This window comes from Pseudoalteromonas sp. CNC9-20, from assembly GCF_022347875.1.
GTDB classification, from domain to species: Bacteria; Pseudomonadota; Gammaproteobacteria; order Enterobacterales; family Alteromonadaceae; genus Pseudoalteromonas; species Pseudoalteromonas ruthenica.
The window spans coordinates 187310-208711 of record NZ_JAKRFS010000002.1; the positions used below are offsets into that span (position 1 = coordinate 187310).

General features: G+C 44.2%; 15 protein-coding genes. 6 read left to right on the forward strand and 9 right to left on the reverse strand.

Going from position 1 to position 21402, the window contains the following annotated elements:
• The first annotated feature begins 23 nt into the window (after positions 1 to 23).
• Entirely contained in the window at positions 24 to 170 is a 147-nt protein-coding gene (locus tag MHM89_RS04405) for a hypothetical protein (protein WP_022943535.1), read from the forward strand.
• 9 nt (positions 171 to 179) lie between these two features.
• Here MHM89_RS04405 and rmuC read toward each other — a convergent pair whose 3' ends face one another.
• The 4 genes from rmuC to MHM89_RS04425 all read right to left on the reverse strand — a co-directional run bounded on the left by rmuC (position 180) and on the right by MHM89_RS04425 (position 7103).
• Positions 180 to 1532, reverse strand: coding sequence for a DNA recombination protein RmuC (gene rmuC / locus MHM89_RS04410; protein WP_239408194.1), 1353 nt, complete (start codon positions 1530 to 1532; stop codon positions 180 to 182).
• A 170-nt stretch (positions 1533 to 1702) separates the two neighbouring features.
• On the reverse strand, positions 1703 to 4747 hold the full coding sequence (locus tag MHM89_RS04415; RefSeq protein ID WP_239408195.1) for a DEAD/DEAH box helicase: 3045 nt from the start codon (positions 4745 to 4747) through the stop codon (positions 1703 to 1705).
• Between the two features lie 142 nt (positions 4748 to 4889).
• On the reverse strand, positions 4890 to 5855 hold the full coding sequence (locus tag MHM89_RS04420; protein ID WP_235418347.1) for a transcriptional regulator: 966 nt from the start codon (positions 5853 to 5855) through the stop codon (positions 4890 to 4892).
• A 9-nt stretch (positions 5856 to 5864) separates the two neighbouring features.
• The gene (locus MHM89_RS04425) at positions 5865 to 7103 is read right to left on the reverse strand and encodes an AAA family ATPase (protein ID WP_022946896.1); all 1239 of its coding nucleotides are present in this window, start codon (positions 7101 to 7103) and stop codon (positions 5865 to 5867) included.
• A 783-nt stretch (positions 7104 to 7886) separates the two neighbouring features.
• Between MHM89_RS04425 and MHM89_RS04430 the strand changes: the two genes are divergently transcribed.
• Entirely contained in the window at positions 7887 to 9104 is a 1218-nt protein-coding gene (locus MHM89_RS04430) for a replication protein A (RefSeq protein WP_022946895.1), read from the forward strand.
• Between the two features lie 49 nt (positions 9105 to 9153).
• Here MHM89_RS04430 and MHM89_RS04435 read toward each other — a convergent pair whose 3' ends face one another.
• A complete protein-coding gene (locus MHM89_RS04435; RefSeq protein WP_239408196.1) occupies positions 9154 to 10026 on the reverse strand; it encodes a DNA replication terminus site-binding protein in 873 nt (290 codons plus the stop codon).
• Between the two features lie 208 nt (positions 10027 to 10234).
• Between MHM89_RS04435 and MHM89_RS04440 the strand changes: the two genes are divergently transcribed.
• Positions 10235 to 10666, forward strand: a complete 432-nt coding sequence (locus MHM89_RS04440; protein ID WP_239408197.1) for a low molecular weight protein-tyrosine-phosphatase — start codon at positions 10235 to 10237, stop codon at positions 10664 to 10666.
• Between the two features lie 163 nt (positions 10667 to 10829).
• On the forward strand, positions 10830 to 12179 hold the full coding sequence (locus tag MHM89_RS04445) for a 3-deoxy-7-phosphoheptulonate synthase class II (protein ID WP_053909445.1): 1350 nt from the start codon (positions 10830 to 10832) through the stop codon (positions 12177 to 12179).
• 27 nt (positions 12180 to 12206) lie between these two features.
• Here MHM89_RS04445 and MHM89_RS04450 read toward each other — a convergent pair whose 3' ends face one another.
• On the reverse strand, positions 12207 to 13016 hold the full coding sequence (locus MHM89_RS04450) for a pyruvate, water dikinase regulatory protein (RefSeq protein ID WP_022946891.1): 810 nt from the start codon (positions 13014 to 13016) through the stop codon (positions 12207 to 12209).
• Between the two features lie 144 nt (positions 13017 to 13160).
• On the opposite strand from MHM89_RS04450, the gene ppsA reads away from it, so the two are divergent.
• Positions 13161 to 15536, forward strand: a complete 2376-nt coding sequence (ppsA, locus tag MHM89_RS04455; RefSeq protein ID WP_138508205.1) for a phosphoenolpyruvate synthase — start codon at positions 13161 to 13163, stop codon at positions 15534 to 15536.
• A gap of 38 nt (positions 15537 to 15574) precedes the next feature.
• On the opposite strand, the gene MHM89_RS04460 is transcribed toward ppsA, so the two are convergent.
• On the reverse strand, positions 15575 to 15787 hold the full coding sequence (locus MHM89_RS04460) for a PGPGW domain-containing protein (protein WP_022946889.1): 213 nt from the start codon (positions 15785 to 15787) through the stop codon (positions 15575 to 15577).
• Positions 15788 to 15938: 151 nt separating this feature from the next.
• Here MHM89_RS04460 and MHM89_RS04465 point away from each other — a divergent pair, with 151 nt between their 5' ends.
• Positions 15939 to 18980, forward strand: coding sequence for an FAD-binding and (Fe-S)-binding domain-containing protein (locus tag MHM89_RS04465; RefSeq protein WP_239408198.1), 3042 nt, complete (start codon positions 15939 to 15941; stop codon positions 18978 to 18980).
• On the opposite strand, the gene MHM89_RS04470 is transcribed toward MHM89_RS04465, so the two are convergent.
• Positions 18977 to 20164, reverse strand: coding sequence for a cation:proton antiporter (locus tag MHM89_RS04470; protein WP_239408199.1), 1188 nt, complete (start codon positions 20162 to 20164; stop codon positions 18977 to 18979). The two genes, MHM89_RS04465 and MHM89_RS04470, sit on opposite strands and share 4 nt — an antisense overlap.
• Positions 20165 to 20175: 11 nt before the next feature.
• Entirely contained in the window at positions 20176 to 21387 is a 1212-nt protein-coding gene (locus MHM89_RS04475) for a tyrosine-type recombinase/integrase (protein WP_239408200.1), read from the reverse strand.
• Between the last annotated feature and the right edge of the window lie 15 nt (positions 21388 to 21402).

Sequence of the window (21402 nt, forward strand, 5' to 3'; positions counted from 1 at the left end):
CTTCAGCCATATAGGGACGTGTTATGATGAAGATATCTGGATACTTATTTATCGCCAGCGCAATCGCTTTTGCTGGCGCCGCATTCATTGGCAATATTCTCTCTTTGTTTGCAGTATCTGCAGCCTTTATCGCTTTAGGAATTACACAAATCAGAAAAGCGCCACATTGACTCCTGTCTTTATTGAGCTTGTTGTAGCTCAAGCTCTGCCTTTTCACGTAGCTCAGCAGGTAATTCTTTTTGAACAGCAACGCCTAACTCTTTGAATTCATTAGCTTGTTTTATAAGATTCCCCTTGCCGCTATAGAGTTGAGAAAAGGCTTTATCATATGTTTCTTTGGCTTTGTCGAGCTGTTTACCTACACCGTCCATTGATACCAAAAAGCTGTTGAGTTTCGCGTAAAACCGCTCTGCACGTTTGGCCAGTTCTTGCGTATGCTTCGATTGATCTTCAAAACGCCAAAGCTGTTTAACAATGTTCAAGCTGGTAAGTAGGGTTGTCGGTGTCGCAACCAAGATGTTGCGTTCAATGGCGCGTTGATACAAATCGGGCTGATACTTCAGAGCTTCAACATAGGCACTTTCGATGGGCACAAACATAATCACCACTTCCGGGGAGTTCAGTTGCTCCAAACGATGATAATCTTTACTTGCAAGCTCGTTGATACGCTCGTTCATCGCCTGCACATGTTCAGCCAAGGCTTGGTGAGCTTCAATATCGCTATGGGCGTTAACGTAGCGGGTATACGCATTTAGAGACGTTTTGGCATCGACGATAATATGGCGTTGTTGTGGCAAATAGACCACCACGTCGGGACGGAAGCGACCTTCTGGAGTATCAAAGCTCGCTTCGCGCCGATAATCCTCATTGAGGCGCAGTCCAGCGCTGTCTAAGACGTTTTCTAGCATTAACTCACCCCAGTTACCCTGGGTTTTCTTTTGCCCTTGCAAGGCCGTAGAGAGACGCTCAGCTTGTTCGGTAATAGATTGATTGAGTTTTTGTAGATGTACTAACTCGGCTTTAAGTGCTGCTCGTTGTTGCAGCTCTTGCGAGTGGATATGCTCCATTTTATCTCTGAAACCTTTTAACTCGCCTTGTACTGGTTTTAATATCTGCTCCATGCTCTGCTGATTAAGGCTTTTAAACTGCTGTGATTTATCCTCAAAGACTTGTTGCGCGAGCGCGCTAAATTCTTGCTTTAGTTGGTCTTTAGAATCCTTGACTAACTGCAGTTGCTGCTCAAAGTGCGCTTCTTTTTGCTCTAGCGTCGCTTTCAATGACTCATAACGGCCATGAACAAGGGTTAACTTTTGCTGCAGTTGCTGCGCCTCCTGACGCTCTCGTTCTAAACGATTATCTCGTTCGCCAAGCTGCTGCTGATGATATTGCTGTTGCGCTAAAAGCTGTTGCTGTGTGTGCTCATTGCGCTTTTTATAGTGTGATACCCTGACCCCTAGGAACAAACAAAGAGGAATAAAAAAGGCGAGGGAACCTAGGCTCAATAATGCTGTAGTGGAAAGTGACGCGAACATACCTTTCTCGCAAAAATAATGCTGTTGGCTTGATAATAGCAAATCCCAGACAAAAAAAAGCCAGCTAAATCAAAGCTGGCCAATTCATAATAATCAGGGAAATCAACATAGGGTGCTTGTCTAACAAGCATAATAATAGAGTCTGGCGACAGCCAAAAGTTCAAAAGAAATTATGCTTTTTCTTCATTTTGTAAGTTAAGCATCTCAAGCAGTTGATTATCATCAATTTTTTTATCTACCAACAAACTCGTATTTAAGAACTCATCAACCAAGTGACGCTTTTTATCTGCCAAAGACATCACTTGCTGTTCCACGGAATCGGCAATAATTAACTTATACACAAAGACGGATCGATCTTGACCCATGCGATAAGCGCGGTCCGTTGCTTGATGCTCTACAGCAGGGTTCCACCAAGGGTCGAAATGGATCACTGTATCGGCGCGGGTTAAATTTAAGCCACTGCCGCCTGCTTTAAGGCTGACTAAAAACACGCGTTTATGTCCTTGTTGAAACTCGTCCACCTGGTGCTGGCGGTCACGAGTTTGACCGGTGAGCATCGCGTAATCAATCTCTAAGTCGGTCAATTGCTTGGCAATTAAACGCAACATTGAGGTAAATTGACTAAAGATAATGACATGATGATCCTGAGCGAGCATATGCGGTAAATGCGTGGCTAACCACTGTAGCTTCGCACTGCTGGCTTCGTGCGCGTCATCAACTAACTGCGGATGGCAACAAATTTGACGAAGTTTCAAAAGTGCATCAAGGAACTGTAACTTACTTTTTCCCACCCCCTGGTGCGCCACTAAATGGGCGAGTTTATCGTGTAAAGCGCGGTGATAATTGTGATAAACCTGAGCTTGTGCGGGTAACATATCGAGCTGTTTTACCAGCTCAGTTTTGCTAGGTAGTTCGCAGAGCACATCTGCTTTCGCTCGGCGCAGCAAATAAGGTCTTATGGCCTCTTGCAGCGCTACTAGCCCATCAGTGGCTTCGAGAAAGTTACTTTTGAACTGAGCGTCGCTGCCTAACAGTCCGGGCAAAGCGAAGTCAAATACCGATTTGAGCTCTTGCAAATTGTTTTCAAAGGGTGTGCCGCTGAGTGCGATTCGTGTTTGGGCCTGTAACTGCTTGGCCTTGATGCTTAACTGTGACTGCGCGTTTTTTATCGCCTGCGCTTCGTCTAACACCACAGTGTTAAATTGCACACCGTGATAAAACGCAAAGTCACGTTTAAATAGCGTATAGGTTGTGACAATAACATTCTTACAATTTAGCTGCTGTAATTGTGCGGTACGGTTGTGTCCGATAACCACATCGACATCCATATGCGGACAGAAGCGTTGAATTTCGTTGTACCAATTCGCGACTAAGCTCGTTGGGCACAAGACTAAGTGGGGCTTTTGGGTATTTTCTATGGTGCTCAGGAAGGCGATAACCTGCAATGTTTTACCTAGCCCCATATCATCCGCTAATACCCCACCTAAACCTTGTGCAGCGAGCAATTGCAGCCAATTAACGCCTGAGTGTTGGTACTCTCGCAAAGTAACACTGTGATGTAACTGCGGCTTTTTCAGCGACTTCAAGGTGGCCGGAGCGAGCAACTTTTGCAACTGAGTATCCACTTGCAACTCAAATGATTGTTCTTGTTGTAGTTGCTGATAAAGACTGCGAGGAAGCGTACAGTGCGGCTGATGTTTGCCACGAACAAAGCGGGCAAGATACTGCCTTATACATTCAGCAGTGGCAGCAGTAATAGTAAAGTAACGTTCCTCTACTGCAATAAAGTAATGCTGTGCGGTATAGGCTGGCACCGACTGCATTTGCGCTAAGGTCAATGGATAGTCCTTAGCGCGATGGTTAATAACAAACTGCACTTCTAAGCGATGGCCGTGCAACGCATTTACCTTGGCGACAATGCGCGCTGAGGTGGTGTTCTTCACATCAGCTTTGGGAAGGCCTGTCACCGTGCCGCCCAGCGCCTGCACTTGGCTATTCAATTCAAACAGCCACTGCTGTTGATGTAAGCGCGAACGCGGAATGAATATATACTCGTCTTGTAAAGGGGCTTTACATGGTTGCAATCCTAAATTTTGCAGTGCGGTTACCGCTGGCGTTTTCTCCTTTGCCACTAGGCGGACTTTATAGGGCACCTGGGCAGTTAAAAATTGCAGATTAAAGTAAGGTGTTAACTTTTTTTTTTGATTCACCAAAGTTCTCAGGTGAAGCGTTTTCATTAGCCGTTTAGCTAGCTCGTCCACTTCACTGGCTTCGGCCTGTGGAAAGCGTGCTAACGCCTGTATTTGCTCTGCACTAAGATGAGTTTGCAAAGCATGAACCTGGTGTTCCGCAGTATTAACGTAATAAGGTGGGGAGGTCGGTAATACCCGCTCGGCGTTGAAATTAGGATAATTTGCGCGCAGCTGAGCAATATCATTCTTAACCTGCCATTGATAACTAAGCGCTAAAGGCTTACCCAGTTGTAACGGCAGACGCTCCTTTTCAAAAAACAGCTGAGCGTTACTCAGTAGCTGCAAAAGTGCTCTTTCACCCCACTGGGAGTGAAGGGTTAACTTGCCAGGCTGGTTTTGTGAGCGGATCCAAGAAAACAGCCGAAAGTCTTGCTCACATACCCCTTTAGGTGTCACTTGGGCGTGGCTTTGTTGTTCGGTTAACGCTCGCCCTTGGGTGTATTCATTATCTTCATTTAGTGCCGCGATTTTAGCCGTCAAAGTTAATTGCTGATGATGCGGATGTAGTTCAAAGGCAATTCCGTGATTTTGCACATCAGACGCAGAGCCATCACTTTTTATCTCATTAAACCAGTCTTCGATACGGTATTGATGAGCATAATCACCTTGGCTTTGTAACTTCAACTGCAGTAACGCCGAGGCCACGTGCTTACAACGGACTTTAGCATCACAGCTGCAGTGCGCTTCAACATCAACGACTTGGGCTGTGACATTGAGACGAATCTGCTGATCGTAAGTGGTTCCATCGTCGTCCATCACTTGGGCATCGATTTGCGTGTAGTCATCGTTTGCCTTTACCCACAATACTTGCTCATCTCGCAACATTTGCTGAGCACGACTATACACACCTTTGGTGAATAATCGTTTTAATGCCAATTCGGAAAGTGGAAATGTAAACTGCTGTTGCTCATTCACTTCAGCAAAAACAGCCAATAAATCCTCTTTGGTTAACGACGACGCCATGGACCTACTCTGGAACTCAAATATGCCAGTATATCGCCTTTAAAGGGAAGGAAAAAGTATGAACTAGTGAGGAACCTGCAAAATAGGTACAAAGGTTTAAAAAAGTAAGCCCCGATTGGAGCTTACTTATAAAGAATGATGGCTAATTAAAGCTCTCTAGCATTTTCGCCAACTGTGCAAAGCGTTTATCTGTTAGCACTTTATTATCGATTTTTATGGTTACATCACCACTTTTAGTATGCTTTTGTACACGCACAAAATCATTCCCTAAATCAATATCTTGCGTACGTTTTCCAGCCTGCTCAACATCGCACAAATACTTAGTAACGGCTAATGCCGCCTTATCGTCACTGTCAAAATGCTGGTCGCTAAAATGGCCACTGCATTGTTTAACACGCTCATTAAAGCTTTCTGCGTCTTTATCTTTGGCTTGAATCAGTTTCTTAGCGACTTCGCGACCGACGTAGTTGGCAGTAGGGTAGAGCGCCAAAACATCGTGAGGAAGACACTCATACGCTTTTATGGCATCAGCGATAGCGGTGTGTGACACTCCCTCGAGGGCCGCGATTTCGCGATAAGAACCTTTTTTACCTTGCTGCTGTAACTCATCACGGGTGTATACATATGCTTGCCCCAACTCCCACAAACTTGGCGCAATATACTGATCTGAAGAAACCGCGAGTATTTTGGCGTCCTCATCGTTGAAATCTGCAGAGCTTAATACCAAATAGTCAGCTTTTGCGAGAATACAGGCTTTACGGCGGCGAGAACCCGCAAGCACAAATAAACCGTCATCATGCTCCCAAGCCAAAGCCGGATGCTGGTTGCGTCCATCTTCTGCAATTGCGGGTAAAATGTCAGCCACAGATTTCTCTGTCAGCAGGGCCTGAACTCGGCGGTTTTTACCATAAACTTTGGTACGCTGCTCTATTTCAGCGTGGGGGATCACTTCACACGTTAAGCGAATTGTACGCTGCGGATCGCTCGGTGCTGGCATGCTAATAACATCGCCAGCTTGCGCTTGTTCTAAAAGTTGATCAAGGCTGCTATTTTCTACCGCTGTTGCGAACGGATCTATTCGAGTATCATTTTTACGTTTTTTTGCCATGACAGTGCCTTACTTAGTCGCCTCTAACTGAGACTGAGTGGACGGCCAATTAGAGCGTATTAACATCTCTAATTCATCGACCACATCTTTAATGTTTTCCTGCGCTTTTACTAGCGATTCTCTACTTGCCAAGCTATCTGATGTTTTCTGATCAAATATGGTATTGAACGATGATGAACTAGCAGTAATGGCGCTGCTGTGGTTAATGGGGTAGCTCATCACCTGACGACCAAAGGCCGAGCGGACATCCTTAACAATATCTCGCTGCGAATGGTTCCCCTTGACGTAATTGGTCACCAAAAACTGCATGAAGTCCCAGCCATCGTGACCGAGCGCCGCGACAGTGTGATAAATCTCACCTAAGCGCTTGAGATACTTATTATTTGCGTCAAAGTCTACAGCCTCAGGATGGACCGGGATAAGCATGGAGGTTGAGGCCATTAACGCGTTGTAAAACATAAAGTTAAGTGATGGAGCGGTATCAATTAGGATGATATCAAACTGATCTTTTACCGGCTCAATAACCTTTTCAAGCAATTTATGGTAATGCCGCGTTTGGTCGTAATTGGCACTTTCGCGCAAAATAGTGGCTATTTCATGCTCAAAATAGAAGTCGTCCATACCTGATGGCAGGACACGAATATTAGGGATGTGTGTTGGTAGAAACGCATCGCTGACGATTTGCTCCCAGGTTTCATTTTCTTCTAAATCGATACAATCGCGCATAAGATCGCCAACGGTAATGGGATCTGGCTCACTAGGGGGAAAGAAGCTAGAAGAGGAGCCCTGAGGGTCAAGATCGATGATACCTATTCGATATCGTTTAATGTTGGTGGTGGCCAATGCAGCAGCTATATTCACCATGCTTGTGGTTTTGCCACATCCTCCTTTTAAGGAGTTGATGACAATGACTTGCAGTTTATCGTCTTTATCACGGTGGTCGGCATCAATGCCCATGACTTCGGCCATGGCGTAGATGTTTGACAACGTATAAGCATAGTGACCATTTGCACCTCGACGTATTTCAATATGATCAAAATCCCCCTGATCATGACGTCGCTTTAAGGTTCGGTTATTACAGCCTAACAAATCGGCGGCCGCTTTTTGGGTGTATGTCCGCAGCTCTTTTTCTTCTGACTTAAGGTGAGCGCGATAATGTTGTATTCGCCCTTCTAATGACTTTTCAGCTACATCGGCGGTGGCTTTCAATAACTGATATGTTTTTAGCGCACTTTGTTTGATTGTCATACTAGCTTCCCTAAATTTGAGGCTTTAGTATAATGTCCACTACTTTACCTGTAAACATATATTTTAGACGACATTCTATTTTTTGATTGAAATTAAATCAAAGAAATTTTTTAAGAATAAATCCCTTAAGGTAATAAGTAGGGTAAATAGGTTTAAATATATAGGTAGTAATAGGTTAAGGTTGCAAAATAGATAGGTAACTTACTGTTATCTAATAATAAATTTAAAATTGTTAGATCGTAATTTTACCTGGTAAAGATCTGATTCTTACTAGCTGCGAGATCATGTTTTTACTGACTTAAATTTAACCTGCCTAGTTATGCACATAATATTAAGTAGGTTATCCACAAAAAGCGCCCGTGAGATCATTATTTTACTATCTCTAATACGGAGCTTATGCACAATGAACAGTGGTTCTAAGCCTTGTCAGTCCTAAAAGATCGGATCTTTACTTGCTACAGATCAGATCCATACTAAGCGAAAACTTAGTTATACACAGTGCGTTGATGAAGAAGCGATTTTTGCTGTTTTTTTGTACCATAAACGGCGGTCCAAGAGCGAAAACCTAAATTTAGTTAGTAAAAATTCGATCTAACAGCGCTGAGCTAGTAAAATTGTGATCTGAAACAGAGAAAGTATGCCTACAGAAAGAGGCTGTTAGTAAAAAACTGATCTCAGGTAACTAACTTCAAGTTGGATCAGTTTTTTACTAACATAGACGATTAACTTTTGCAGCATTATGTGTTGATATTGCTGATAGCACCGAATAAACGGAAAATAACAATGAGCCGGAAGGTCAATATCTCGGTTGAAAACTTGCCTGATTCATTAAGAGGCCAAATTAATGGCGTCGAGAGCGCAACCGATAATGAAAATTTAGCCCTTTTTACGGACAACAAAGATGTTCGCATTTCTATTGAAAGTTCTGCGGCTCACGGATTAAGAGCATATTCTAATACATTTAACCATTACGACTTGTGGGGACGCTTTGTTCGTTCAGGCCATAAGAAGCTTCCTTTAGAAGAAGCTCCCAAGAAAACCATTATTACTCGGAGAATATCTGAAAAACTAGACGGTATCCTTTATGAAGGGGAAATAAAAATTACCCCTGCTGTTGTTAGTACCCGACAAGATGGTGAAGAAGTAGAATGTTTAGTATGGCCTTCTGACAGAGAAGAAAAAGTTGAACGCGCATTAATAAGATTGGCGTCGAAAGGTAAAATAGTAAAGATTAACTTCAAGTCTGGCATTCAATATGCGGTGATCTTTTCCATGAATGAATTGGCTCAAGAGTTAAAAGCTGTTGGTCAGTCAATGCCATATCCACAAATCAAAGAATCACTTGAAGCGTTACAAGGCTCGAAGTTATCTTTTAAGTATTCGGCAACCGATACACGCAACTCTCATATTGATGATTCATTTTACGAGTCCAATATGAATTTTCTTTCTTCGCTGCATTTCAGCGGTAAGAAAGGGCAGGGCGGTAATGTTAAGTGCGTGGCATGTTTGAATGCATTCGTGCATAACATGATTGATAACTTGGAGTATAAGGGTTACTACTTTAACCGAGCTCAAGAATTAAAGCGCGGTCTGTCTCGATGGATGATGTTGCGTTTGTATCATTTGTGGCGTTACGCTGCGCCAGGAAAAACTTATCACTTTCGCTTAATTTCAATCATGGAGAAGTACGGCTCGATTTATGCCGACGATGAAATTACCGACAATAAACTCAAAGCCCTGCGCAGAGATATGACGACAACTATGAAAGATCTCATCGATAAGGGGGCAATATCAGATTACAGCATTTCCAATGTTAAAGATGACAACACCGGCAAGATAATTGACTACGTGTATGAAATGCATCCTTCAGATGAGTTCTGTGAAGAAATACTGACTCTGAATAAACAACATAAGCGCATTGAAATCCAAGGTGGAAAACGAATTGTTGAAAATGCCGAAGTTATTGACGAAGAACGCTTAGAGGAAATTGTCGAAAAGTAAATTCAGGCGCCAACCACCATCCCCCTCAAAAATAAGGGTGAGTGAGTGTTTACTCACCCTTTGCCAAGTAAAGACGCTCAACTAGGTACTCATACTCTCTTTTTCTAGGATCCTCTTTTAGTGTGTATGAAGTTAATTCGCCTAGTTTCAAATCCGGGTTGTCATCAAAGACAATAAACGGTAGTGCACCGCTGACATGATATCGACGTGCGTCACTGAATCTTACATTTACCTCAGGTGTCACTCGAATAGGCCGACGAATACGTAACTTTTCGTTATGACTGAGGCTGGCCACTTTTGCTTTCTCCTGTTCCACCAAACGTTGCCACTGAGTTTGGTCTATCATCCTCGGGTTTGAGTAAGCACTGCTACGCTCTAACATAGTAAGTGCTAACTTACGTGATAGAGATTTGGTGGAATGCTTTTTCATCCAAGTAAAACGCACGGAAGAAGGGGAATTGCCTTCGTAATGTATACGTCGATAAAACGACAACGTTTGTAGCCCTGGCACTGCGCTATGAACTGCATCAAAGCGGGCGTCATTGTTATCGTAAGTAAGCACTAACTTTTTAAATTCCATTTTTAGCTCATTTATCTTGTCTATATATGGAATCAGCTCAGACCCACTCTGTTTAGCTAAAACAATTAACCCTGGATGGCGGCGCGCCATTTTGCTACTTAAACCTTGTTGTTTATAAAAGTCAGTGTAGGAATTGCAGATGCGTAACAATGCTTGTTGGCCATCATGAGCGGTTACTGGAATAGAGCTCAACGCTTGACGTTCGTCATCCGTAGTCGGTGCGGGTAATTCAAAATATCGACTATGGTGTATGGGCTGCTTTTTAACCGTTTCGGTAAGCGCTTGTAAATAATCACCTGTTAAATCGAATATTGCTCTAAGCTGTGTTTTTACTGAACTCATAAGTCAAAACTATAACGAACACATCATACGATGGAGGATACCTGATAGATCACTTAAAGCAAATGTCCTTTGATAAATTTGGTATAACAGCATACACCGATGCCAAGATATAAAAATCAGAACATGAAGTATGATGTGTTCATCAATTGAATTACATTAACCACTGTGGCTAAATAAAATGAATGAATCACATCCAAAGGAGTAACTAATGAAAATCATGTTTGTATGCTTAGGGAATATATGTCGCTCGCCAACCGCCCACGGTATTGCTATTAAATTAATTCGAGATTCACAGCTAAATCAGGTAACCGTAACCAGCTCGGGGACCGCAAGCTACCATGTGGGTTCACCCCCTGATAAAAGGGCAACTGAATATGCCTTATCCAAGGGCGTAGACCTAAGCGTTCTTAGGGCACAACAGCTGCAAAAGGCAGACTTTTATGAGCAAGACCTAATACTGGTGATGGATCAAAGTAATTATGAAAATGCGCTTGCTCTAAGACCAGCTGATGCTACAGCTAAGATTGAAAAGCTGCTGTGGTATTACCCGAACTGTCCTTTTGAGGGGTTTGCTCAGGTTTTCCATCTATGTGAGGTCGCAATTACCCATTTGTTAGAAGAGATTTCAAAAACCCGTTGATGATGAGGTAAACTTATAAGCACATTATGTATGATGTGTTCATTATGCCGTTTTCCTAATTCTTGTAATTTATTTAACGAACAGCGCCTTTACCCCTTGCGTCAGCGCCCGCCATTCGGTACTTTCGAGGGGAGGTAACAATAGGAATGAGGAAAGATAAAAAGTGAAACCTTGGAGTCCCAATAGTTGGAGAGATTTACCAATCGTCCAACAACCCACATACCCAGATGAAGCCCAACTGGGAAAAGTTGAGAGCGAATTAAATAATGCTCCGCCATTAGTGTTTGCTGAAGAAACGAGAAGTTTGTTCAAGCAGCTAGAGGATGTATGCGAAGGCCGTGCGTTTTTGTTACAAGGCGGAGACTGCGCCGAATCATTTAACGATTTTAACGCAGCGAATATACGCGACACATTTAAAACCCTGCTGCAAATGGCAGTGGTGCTAACCTATGGTGGCAAGTGTCCCGTCGTCAAAATTGCTCGTATGGCGGGGCAGTTCGCTAAACCGCGCTCAGCAGACATCGAAACAAAAGACGGTACATCGCTGCCTTCATACCGTGGCGACATTATCAATAGTTACGAATTCACCGAGCAAGCTCGAGTACCAGATCCACAGCGGCTAATGAAGGCATATCACCACAGCGCCGCGACCTTGAACTTATTACGTGCTTTCGCTCAAGGTGGTCTAGCTGATTTACACCAGGTAAACCGCTGGAACATGAGCTTTGTCGCTGCTAACCCATTGAAGGATAAATACCAACAGCTGGCTGACAGAATCCAGGATGCGTTAGAGTTTATGGAAGTCTGTGGTATCAACTCCACCAATGCCCCATCACTCACAGAAACAGCTTTGTACACGTCTCATGAAGCACTGCTATTAGGCTATGAGCAAGCGCTGACACGCCGTGACCACCTCAGTGGTGACTGGTATGATTGCTCGGCGCATTTCGTATGGATTGGCGAGCGCACACGCCAGTTAGATCATGCCCACATTGAATTTTTCCGTGGCATTAAAAACCCGATTGGCGTGAAGGTCGGCCCAGGCATGGACCCTGACGAGCTCATTCGCTTGATTGACGCCGTAAACCCGGAAAATATTCCTGGTAGGTTAACGCTTATCACACGCATGGGCGCTGATGTGCTACCAGAAAAACTGCCAGCCTTGGTGCGTAAAGTTCAGCAAGAAGGGCGCAAGGTTATCTGGAGTTCTGACCCGATGCACGGCAATACGGAAAAGGCCAGCTCCGGTTATAAAACTCGAAGCTTTGACAATATTCTGCGCGAGATCAGTCAGTTTTTTGCTGTTCACAAAGCAGAAGGGTCTTATGCCGGCGGTGTTCATTTAGAAATGACCGGCCAGCACGTGACCGAGTGCACAGGTGGTGCATATGGGTTGTCTGATGCAGATCTAGCGCAGCGTTATCGGACCCAATGCGACCCTCGCCTTAATGCCGACCAGGTCCTCGAGCTTGGCTTCTTAGTGGCAGACTTATTAAAGGATGCCCGTAAGTAAAATGAAAAGCGCCAACGTGGCGCTTTTTTAATATTTACGACGTTGTAGGCCAGATTCTGCCATTATCTTTGCAGAGATTTCCTCCACTGAATGATGAGTTGAATTGAAGTGAGGAATTTTAAAACGCTTATAGAGCATTTCTACTTCGCGGATTTCAATCCGACATTGTCGCAATGATGCGTAACGAGAATTCGCCATACGCTCATTACGTATAGCCGCTAGGCGTTGCGGCTCAATGGTTAACCCAAACAGCTTATCCTTATACGGCTGCAAACATCGCGGCAGCTCCCCAGATTCTAAGTCATCTGGAGTGAAAGGATAATTCGCTGCCTTAATGCCGTACTGCAACGCTAAATAGAGGCTTGTTGGTGTCTTACCACTGCGGCTTACGCCCACAAGCACCACATCAGCCTGGTCATAATCTTTTATGTTCGCACCGTCATCATTTGCCAATGCATAATTAACTGCGGCAATACGATAGTCATAAGATTGCTCGTGAATACTGTGCGTGCGATGCACTTTGGGCACGGGCTCAACATTGAGCTCCCTCTGAATTTGCGCACTGAACGTGGAAATAAAGTCATAGCAAATGGCATTACTCGATTGAATAATTTCACTGAGTTCTGGGTTAACAAACGTCAAAAACACTATAGGTTTTTCATGGCTGAAACTGGCGGCTTGCTCGAGCTGAGATTTTACTTCCCGCGCTTTTTCGACGGTTTCAACAAACGGAATGGTGATGTGTTTAAATTCTACAGGAAATAGCGATAACGTGGCATGGCCGAACGTTTCAGCGGTTATAGCGGTGCCATCGGATATATAAAACGCGCTACGCATGAGAGTCCTTTTTTATTAGTATCTTGGTATAAACCGCCGGTACACGGTTTACGCATCAGTGGTTGCCAGTGTAGAATGTTAGCGCCTCATTTAAAAGGTCGCGTTTGCGGCCAAACTTACAATTTGTTTTTTGGAGAAAGTTCCGTGCAAGAATACGTTCTCTGGTATCAAGAGCTTGGTATGCAAGATGTGCCAAGGGTTGGAGGCAAAAACGCCTCACTTGGTGAGATGATTTCCAACCTGGCGAACGCGGGCGTGCAAGTGCCTGGCGGTTTCGCAACAACCGCATCAGCATTTAACGAGTTTCTTGAGCAATCTGGATTGAATGCTCGCATCCATGACGCACTAGACAAACTAGACGTTGAAGATGTAAATGAATTAGCCAAAGTTGGCGCCGAAATCCGTCAGTGGATTATCGACACCCCTTTCCAAGCCTCCTTGGACCAAGCTATCCGTGACGCTTACGCGCAATTACACGGTGACCCAGCTCAAGACGTATCATTCGCAGTTCGCTCGTCAGCCACTGCAGAAGACATGCCCGACGCCTCCTTCGCGGGCCAGCAAGAAACTTTCCTTAACGTGCGCGGCATCGATTCAGTAATGACCGCTATCAAACACGTATTCGCTTCTTTATTTAACGACCGTGCTATTTCATACCGCGTGCACCAAGGCTACGACCACAAAGGCGTGGCGTTATCGGCCGGTATTCAACGTATGGTGCGCTCAGATAAAGCAGCGTCCGGCGTTATGTTCAGCATTGATACCGAATCAGGCTTTGAAGATGTGGTATTCGTGACTTCAAGTTATGGCTTGGGCGAAATGGTTGTACAAGGCGCGGTAAATCCAGATGAGTTTTATGTTCATAAGCCAACCTTAGCCAATGGTAAGCCTGCAGTCGTGCGCCGTAATATCGGCTCAAAAGCCATCCAGATGGTGTACTCAAGCGATGAAAGCCATGGCAAGCAAGTAGAAATCGTTGATATCGACCCGGCATTATCCAACACCTTCTCAATAACTGATGATGAAGTGATGGAACTTGCCAAGCAGGCTGTCATCATCGAGAAGCATTACGGTCGTCCTATGGATATTGAATGGGCGAAAGACGGCAACGACGGTAAGCTATACATCGTTCAAGCTCGTCCAGAAACTGTGCGCTCAAACGAAGATGCTAATGTCATGGAGCGCTTCCAATTGAAAGGCCAAGCGCCGGTGATCGCTGAAGGACGTGCAATTGGCCATAAAATTGGGGCCGGGGTAGTACGTGTTCTCAATTCAATTGATGAAATGGATAAAGTACAGCAAGGCGATATTCTTGTCACCGATATGACAGACCCTGATTGGGAACCTATCATGAAGCGCGCTGCGGCTATCGTTACCAACCGAGGTGGGCGTACTTGTCACGCAGCCATCATTGCGCGTGAACTTGGTATCCCGGCAGTAGTAGGCTGTGGTAACGCCACAGATCTTATTACGGCAAACCAAGAAGTAACGGTATCATGTGCTGAAGGCGATACAGGTTATATCTATCAAGGTCAACTTGAGTATGATGTACTCACATCTCGGGTAGACGAGATGCCTGAATTGCCAATGAAGATAATGATGAACGTGGGTAATCCAGACCGTGCGTTTGATTTTGCCCGTTTACCTCACGCTGGCGTCGGTCTCGCACGCTTAGAGTTTATTATTAACCGCATGATCGGTGTTCACCCTAAAGCGCTGTTGAATTTTGATGCTCAATCTAGCGAATTGCAGGCTGAAATTAACGATATCATTGCTGGTTATGAATCTCCTCGCGAGTTTTACATCGCCAAACTAGTAGAGGGTATCGCTACCTTAGGTTGTGCTTTTGCACCACAACGCGTCATCGTTCGTATGTCTGACTTTAAGTCTAACGAATATGCAAACCTAGTTGGCGGCCAGCAATACGAGCCAGACGAAGAAAACCCAATGATTGGTTTCCGTGGTGCTTCACGTTATGTGAGTGAAGATTTCCGCGACTGCTTCGCTCTTGAGTGTGAAGCAATCAAGCGTGTTCGTAATGACATGGGTTTAACCAATGTTGAGATCATGATTCCTTTTGTTCGCACAGTGGACGAGGGCAAACGTGTTATCGAATTACTGGAGGAACACGGCTTAAAACGCGGTGATAACGGCCTTAAAGTAATTATGATGTGTGAATTACCTTCAAATGCTCTGCTAGCTGAAGAATTCTTAGAGCACTTTGATGGTTTTTCAATTGGTTCTAATGACCTAACCCAACTCAGCCTCGGCCTTGATAGAGATTCAGGTTTAATCGCGCACTTGTTCGATGAACGTGACCCAGCTGTTAAAAAGCTACTTTCTATGGCGATAAAAACAGCCAAAGCAAAAGGCAAATATGTGGGTATTTGTGGTCAAGGCCCTTCAGATCATGAAGACTTTGCCGCATGGCTAGTGCAAGAGGGTATCGACTCTGTATCGTTAAACCCGGATACGGTGCTAGAAACCTGGCTATACCTAGCAGAGAAGCTTAAAGGCTAATCTGACAAGATAAAGGGCGAGTTTCTCGCCCTTTATTGTTATCGCTTCGCTAGTTTTCTATCTAACAGCTGACACCCTTTGCTCAGGGTACTTTGGCAATAACGTAAATATTTTCGAGCCCCTGGGTAATGTACCGCAAGTAACGTTAAGCCTATCAAGAAGAAAATGACTGAGGGTCCTGGTACCACAGCAAACACTATCCCCAGTACAAAACAGAGCGCGGCAGCTAAGTTCATTATCACCTTTTTCATCTGTTTTTCCTAAATATAAAGTATTGATCTTACCTTAGCAGGAAAGCGTATGAACAGGCATTCCAATTTGTAACAATCTGTACATTCTTCAATTTAGAACTGGTCGCATCATGGTATAATGTGCGCGTCCGTCACCAAGAACAATTCCAGCATGATAGCAAAGTTAACTGTAGAGCAAGTCAGTTCCGAGCTGGTACTGCATTATCTAAAAACTATAAAAAAAGAAGGCTTCAGTGGTGAAGTCGATGCCACTTATGGCACGCGATTGCTTGCTGCAACCGACAACAGCGTGTATCAGCAAATACCGCAAGGCGTGATCTTTCCCAAAACAAACAAAGACATTCAACTAGCCCTCAATATTGCCTCGCATGATCCGTTTCTTGAGCTTACTTTTGGCCCGCGCGGCGGTGGCACTGGCACGAATGGTCAGTCGTTAACACCAGGCATCGTTATCGATTTATCTCGTCATATGCAGCAGATAATCGAAATCAATGAACAAGAAGGGTGGGTACGGGTGCAAGCCGGCGTCATTAAAGACCAACTTAATGACTTTTTGCGTCCTTATGGATACTTTTTTGCGCCAGATTTATCGACCAGTAATCGCGCCACTATTGGTGGGATGATCAATACTGATGCGTCAGGGCAGGGCAGCTTAGTCTACGGTAAAACCTCTGACCATACTTTAGCAATAAAGGCTTTTTTGGCCGATGGCAGCGAGCTGGAAACACAGCGTATCAGTCGCGAAAAGGCCGAGTTGATTGCCGAGCAAGACACCTCTGTTGGCAAACTATATAAAACGGCCCTTGATGTAAGCGTTAGCAAGCGCGAGCAAATCCTTAAAAAATTCCCTCGACTCAACCGCTTTTTAACCGGATACGATCTTGAACATGTGCTCAGCGATGACATGTCTGAGTTCGACCTCGGTCGGTTAATCACCGGCTCCGAAGGTTCATTGGCAATCGTCAGTGAAGCAAAACTCACTATTACTCCCATCGCTAAGTTCAAAACGCTGATTAATATTAAATACGATAGTTTTGACTCAGCACTGCGCAACTCCCCATTTTTGGTAGATGCCGAAGCGACGTCCGTAGAGACGGTCGACAGCAAAGTGCTTAATTTAGCGCGTGAAGACATTATTTGGCATTCAGTATCGGACTTAATTAAAGATGTACCCGGCCAAGACATGCAAGGGCTGAACATGGTCGAGTTTAATGCCGAACGCAAAGAAGATATGCGCGATAAAATAGACGCCTTATGCGCTAAGCTCGATAAATTAATTGCCAACAAAGACGCTGGCGTTATCGGCTATCAGCTCACAGATGATGTCTCGGAGATTCAGAAAATTTACGCGATGCGTAAAAAATCGGTCGGCTTGTTAGGCAACACCAAAGGCAAGCAAAAGCCATTAGCCTTTGCTGAAGATACAGCCGTACCGCCAGAAAACTTAGCTGATTTTATCGCTGAATTTAGAGCATTACTTGATAGCCACAATTTACACTACGGCATGTTTGGTCATGTCGATGCCGGTGTTTTACATGTTCGACCCGCGTTAGATATGTGTGACCCTGAACAAGAAAAAACATTGCGCACGATTTCAGACCAAGTCGTTGCATTAACCGCTAAGTATGGTGGATTGATGTGGGGAGAACACGGTAAAGGCTATCGCAGTGAATATGGCCCCGAATTTTTTGGTGAACAGCTGTTTAATGAATTACGACGTATCAAAGCCGCATTCGACCCTCACAATAAAATGAACCCAGGGAAAATTTGTACGCCCCTTGAGTCAAATGATCAATTAGTGAGTGTGGATGACAAAAAGCGCGGCTGGTTTGATAGACAAATTGATATCGCGGTGCGTGATAGTTTTGATACCAGCATGAACTGTAACGGTAACGGTTTATGCTTTAATTATGATGCAAGCTCACCGATGTGCCCATCTTATAAGGCCACGGGTGATCGACGCTTTTCGCCAAAAGGTCGCGCAGGATTAATGCGTGAATGGTTAAGGTTACAAAGCGAGCAGGGCGTTGACTTATTGCAAGAAGAAAAAGCCATATCTAAAAAAGAAGGGCCCACATGGTGGGAACGCTTTTTAAATTCAAAAGCAAAGCGCAGTGGCGAGTATGACTTTTCCCATGAAGTGAAGCAGTCAATGGATGAGTGTTTAGCATGTAAAGCGTGTACAACTGCATGCCCGATCAAAGTCGATGTGCCTACATTCCGCGCGCGCTTTTTAAATTATTACTACAGCCTGTATAACCGGCCAGCAAAAGATTATTTAGTAGCAAGTATTGAGCAAACTGCGCCACTATTGGCTAAATTCTCGAGCGTAACAGCCCCTGTTATGCAATCGAACCTTGTTCAAAAAGCGATTAAAGCGACTTTAGGTTATGTAAATACGCCCACACCAAGTCACCCAAATTTAGCTAAACGTACGCAACAGTTGCGCAAGTTTGATTTACAATACCTTAATTCCTTGGATGCGCAGCAAAAACGCGACTATGTGTTGATAGTGCAAGACCCATTCACAAGCTTTTATGAAGCAGAACTTGTTGAAAGTTTTGTTAAAGTGGCACAAGCTTTAGGCAAACAGCCAATTTTGTTGCCGTTCAAGCCTAATGGTAAACCGCAACACGTAAAAGGTTTTTTAGCCAAATTCGCGAAAACCGCTAAAACCTCAGCCGACTTTTTAAATCAGGTCAGTGAACTCGGTATCCCAATGGTCGGGCTCGATGCCTCCCTTGTGTTATGTTACCGCGATGAATATACCACTATCTTGGGTGACAACCGAGGTGATTTTGAAGTCCTCGTAGCCCATGAATGGCTGGAAGATCAACCGTTTAAACAGACAGTATTCGAACCAACACCTGCTTATACTTTGCTCAGTCATTGCAGTGAAACAACTTCTCTTCCACACAGCGCCAATGTTTGGCAGGGGATATTTTCTCGTGTTGGTTTACTACTTAAACCTCAGGCAACAGGGTGTTGTGGCATGGCAGGGACTTACGGCCATGAAGTACAAAACCAAGAGAACAGCCGTACTTTATACGAATTGAGTTGGCAACAACCCGTTCAGCACACTGATCCTTCGCGGTTATTAGCAACGGGATTCTCATGCCGTAGCCAAGTAAAACGGTACGCGCAATTTAAGCCCAAGCACCCAATAGAGGTGCTAGCGAATGTGCTTAGTTAATTTCTATTTTTATAGGAATTAGCAATCGGGCGAGTGGTGATCCCATGAATGAAGACACTCATCAAAATGGTGAGTGTCGCTAACTCGGCTAAGCCATTTTCAGTAGACTCTAACACCATTAGCGTAAATACAATGGATGCCAGCCCCCTTGGACCAAACCAAGCAAGCGTAAACTTTTCTTTTAATGACAGTTCGTTAAAAGGAATTAAGCTCAACATCACCGGGACCACACGTACTAAGGTTGCAGCTAAGAATGCAAATAATACTTTATAGATATTTAGATCTATTGTTTGAAGTTGGATGAAGGCATATACACCGAATAAACACCAGATAAGGTAGGAAAAGAAGTCTGCGATATGCTCACTGTCTTCTATTAGTTTTTCATCATCGTCGGCACGATAAAATTTATCAAAAACCAAACCACCAACAAATGCCGCAACAAAGCCACTGCCGCCAAGGAGTTGGGCGAGGGTGAACACACTAACAGCGACCGACAAAACTAAAAATGGACTCGATGATTTCTCAAAGTAATGGCGAGTAGCGCTTAGCTGAGTAAGCTTTAATGCCCCATAGGTAACACTGACACCAACAATGAGTGCGATACCTATTTCTTCAATGAGAAATGTAAGCATCGTCGCGGCACCTTGAAACTCACCATGCTGCCAAGAAAGAAACAAGAATAAAAATATAGGAACGCACATCCCATCGTTAAGACCGCTTTCCACATTGATCGATTCACGTATTTTTTCTGGAACACTTTGCGATTCGAGCAAGCCTTTACTAAGCGCAGCGTCTGTAGGTGTTAAGATGATGGCCAATAGGGCCAAGGCAATAATGTGCATGTGCGGAAAAAGTAAATACCCCAAAGCAAACGTAGCAAAAAAGGTTATTGGTAAAGCGACAAACAAAAGCACCAAAGGATACTTGAACTGCGACTTTAGTACATTAATACGCGTCTTGGCTGCATCAGTAAACAGAAATACCGCAAGTGTCAATTCAACTAATGGTAATAGCGCGCTCAATGGCTGATCCACTTTCATTGCATCACTAAATGCCCACGCAAGCGCGGCACCGACAATAACAAAATACATTGGGCCAGTTAATTCAGCCCGAGCCAATCTACGAAAGCTAACTGAGTAAATAAAAAATGCTAAGCCCAGGGCTGCTGCCAATTGATATTCCATAAATGCAGTTCCTAAAGTTTACGTTTAACACCCGATTTAGCGCGCTCTTTTATATTCGTTTGAATATAAATTTGATCCGTGGTCGCAATTTTTGCATGACCTAAATCTTCGGACAGGTGCTTGAGCGGCCTTGAAGCAGCATCGTGAGTTGCCCCCGTATGACGCAGCCAATGAGCAGTTGCTGCTTGTAGCTTTTCCGCTTCTTCAGTGAAGCCATCGGCTACCAGCGCTGAGCTGGCCAATTCAAAACTTTGCGCAACAAGGCGGCGAATTTGTCTAACCGTCATTCCGCCTTTACCACGAATTTTGTGAATAAGTGGGTAGGGCTCATCAACACGGGGCAGGGCACTTAACCCCCTATACAAACGGTAGCGTTTTAAATACGCAATAAAATCTTGGCTTAACGTAACATCACGGAGTTTGTTACCTTTGCCCATAACACGCAAAAACCAAAAGCCATCAGCGTCTTGCCAAAAATGCGACATGACAGGAGACCAATTAGTACGCTCAGACAACTCAGAGATCCTTAAATACAGGCCTTTCAAACAGGCCAAAGTAAAAAGGTTACGTTCTAGATCAGGGTCATCCTGACATTGCTCTTCGGTTACACGCAGTACATATTCCCACTGTAAATCACTGAGAGTATCCGGTTGATTAATTTGCGACTGAACAACTAAATAGGGGCAGTTCTTTTTAACTACTGGGACAAAGTTCGCGAATGCTTGCTCTTCTAAAATAGCGAACTTATAAAATACATTAAGTGCTGTAAAAGTCGCATTTAAACTTTGTTGCGATGGCTTTGTCTCGCGTGCTATAAACGGTCGCCATTTTTCATTGGCTTTACGTAAACCTTGATGCTGTTTAAAGCGCCATTGCACCGAGTCGGAACACCAGGCTTTATCTGGTTCAACAACAAAATCAATGTAGTGCTCAATATCTTCTCGTTTCAAAGAAAACAAAGAACATGTTTTGTTAAACCAAGTCCACAAAGCAAAACGTTCTATCTCATTACGAAACCGAGTAAAAGTGGCATCTGACTTTCGACCGTATACGTATAAAAACCGGTAGATAAATAGCAAGTCTTGTTTAACTTCAGCGACGTTTAAGCTTTGTTGAGCTATAAATGCAGCAAGTTCAGGGTATTCGCTGTGCAACGTATCATCTTCAAGATGCGCTATTTGATAGCGAAGTTGTTTAAAGGTATCGACTAGTGGCGTAGGCATACTGACAACTGGACT

Coding starts and splice junctions, on each gene's coding strand:
- MHM89_RS04405 (WP_022943535.1), top strand. CDS start 24: ATGATGAAGATATCTGGATACTTATTTATCGCCAGCGCAATCGCTTTT.
- rmuC (WP_239408194.1), bottom strand. CDS start 1,532: ATGTTCGCGTCACTTTCCACTACAGCATTATTGAGCCTAGGTTCCCTC.
- MHM89_RS04415 (WP_239408195.1), bottom strand. CDS start 4,747: ATGGCGTCGTCGTTAACCAAAGAGGATTTATTGGCTGTTTTTGCTGAA.
- MHM89_RS04420 (WP_235418347.1), bottom strand. CDS start 5,855: ATGGCAAAAAAACGTAAAAATGATACTCGAATAGATCCGTTCGCAACA.
- MHM89_RS04425 (WP_022946896.1), bottom strand. CDS start 7,103: ATGACAATCAAACAAAGTGCGCTAAAAACATATCAGTTATTGAAAGCC.
- MHM89_RS04430 (WP_022946895.1), top strand. CDS start 7,887: ATGAGCCGGAAGGTCAATATCTCGGTTGAAAACTTGCCTGATTCATTA.
- MHM89_RS04435 (WP_239408196.1), bottom strand. CDS start 10,026: ATGAGTTCAGTAAAAACACAGCTTAGAGCAATATTCGATTTAACAGGT.
- MHM89_RS04440 (WP_239408197.1), top strand. CDS start 10,235: ATGAAAATCATGTTTGTATGCTTAGGGAATATATGTCGCTCGCCAACC.
- MHM89_RS04450 (WP_022946891.1), bottom strand. CDS start 13,016: ATGCGTAGCGCGTTTTATATATCCGATGGCACCGCTATAACCGCTGAA.
- MHM89_RS04460 (WP_022946889.1), bottom strand. CDS start 15,787: ATGAAAAAGGTGATAATGAACTTAGCTGCCGCGCTCTGTTTTGTACTG.
- MHM89_RS04465 (WP_239408198.1), top strand. CDS start 15,939: ATGATAGCAAAGTTAACTGTAGAGCAAGTCAGTTCCGAGCTGGTACTG.
- MHM89_RS04470 (WP_239408199.1), bottom strand. CDS start 20,164: ATGGAATATCAATTGGCAGCAGCCCTGGGCTTAGCATTTTTTATTTAC.
- MHM89_RS04475 (WP_239408200.1), bottom strand. CDS start 21,387: ATGCCTACGCCACTAGTCGATACCTTTAAACAACTTCGCTATCAAATA.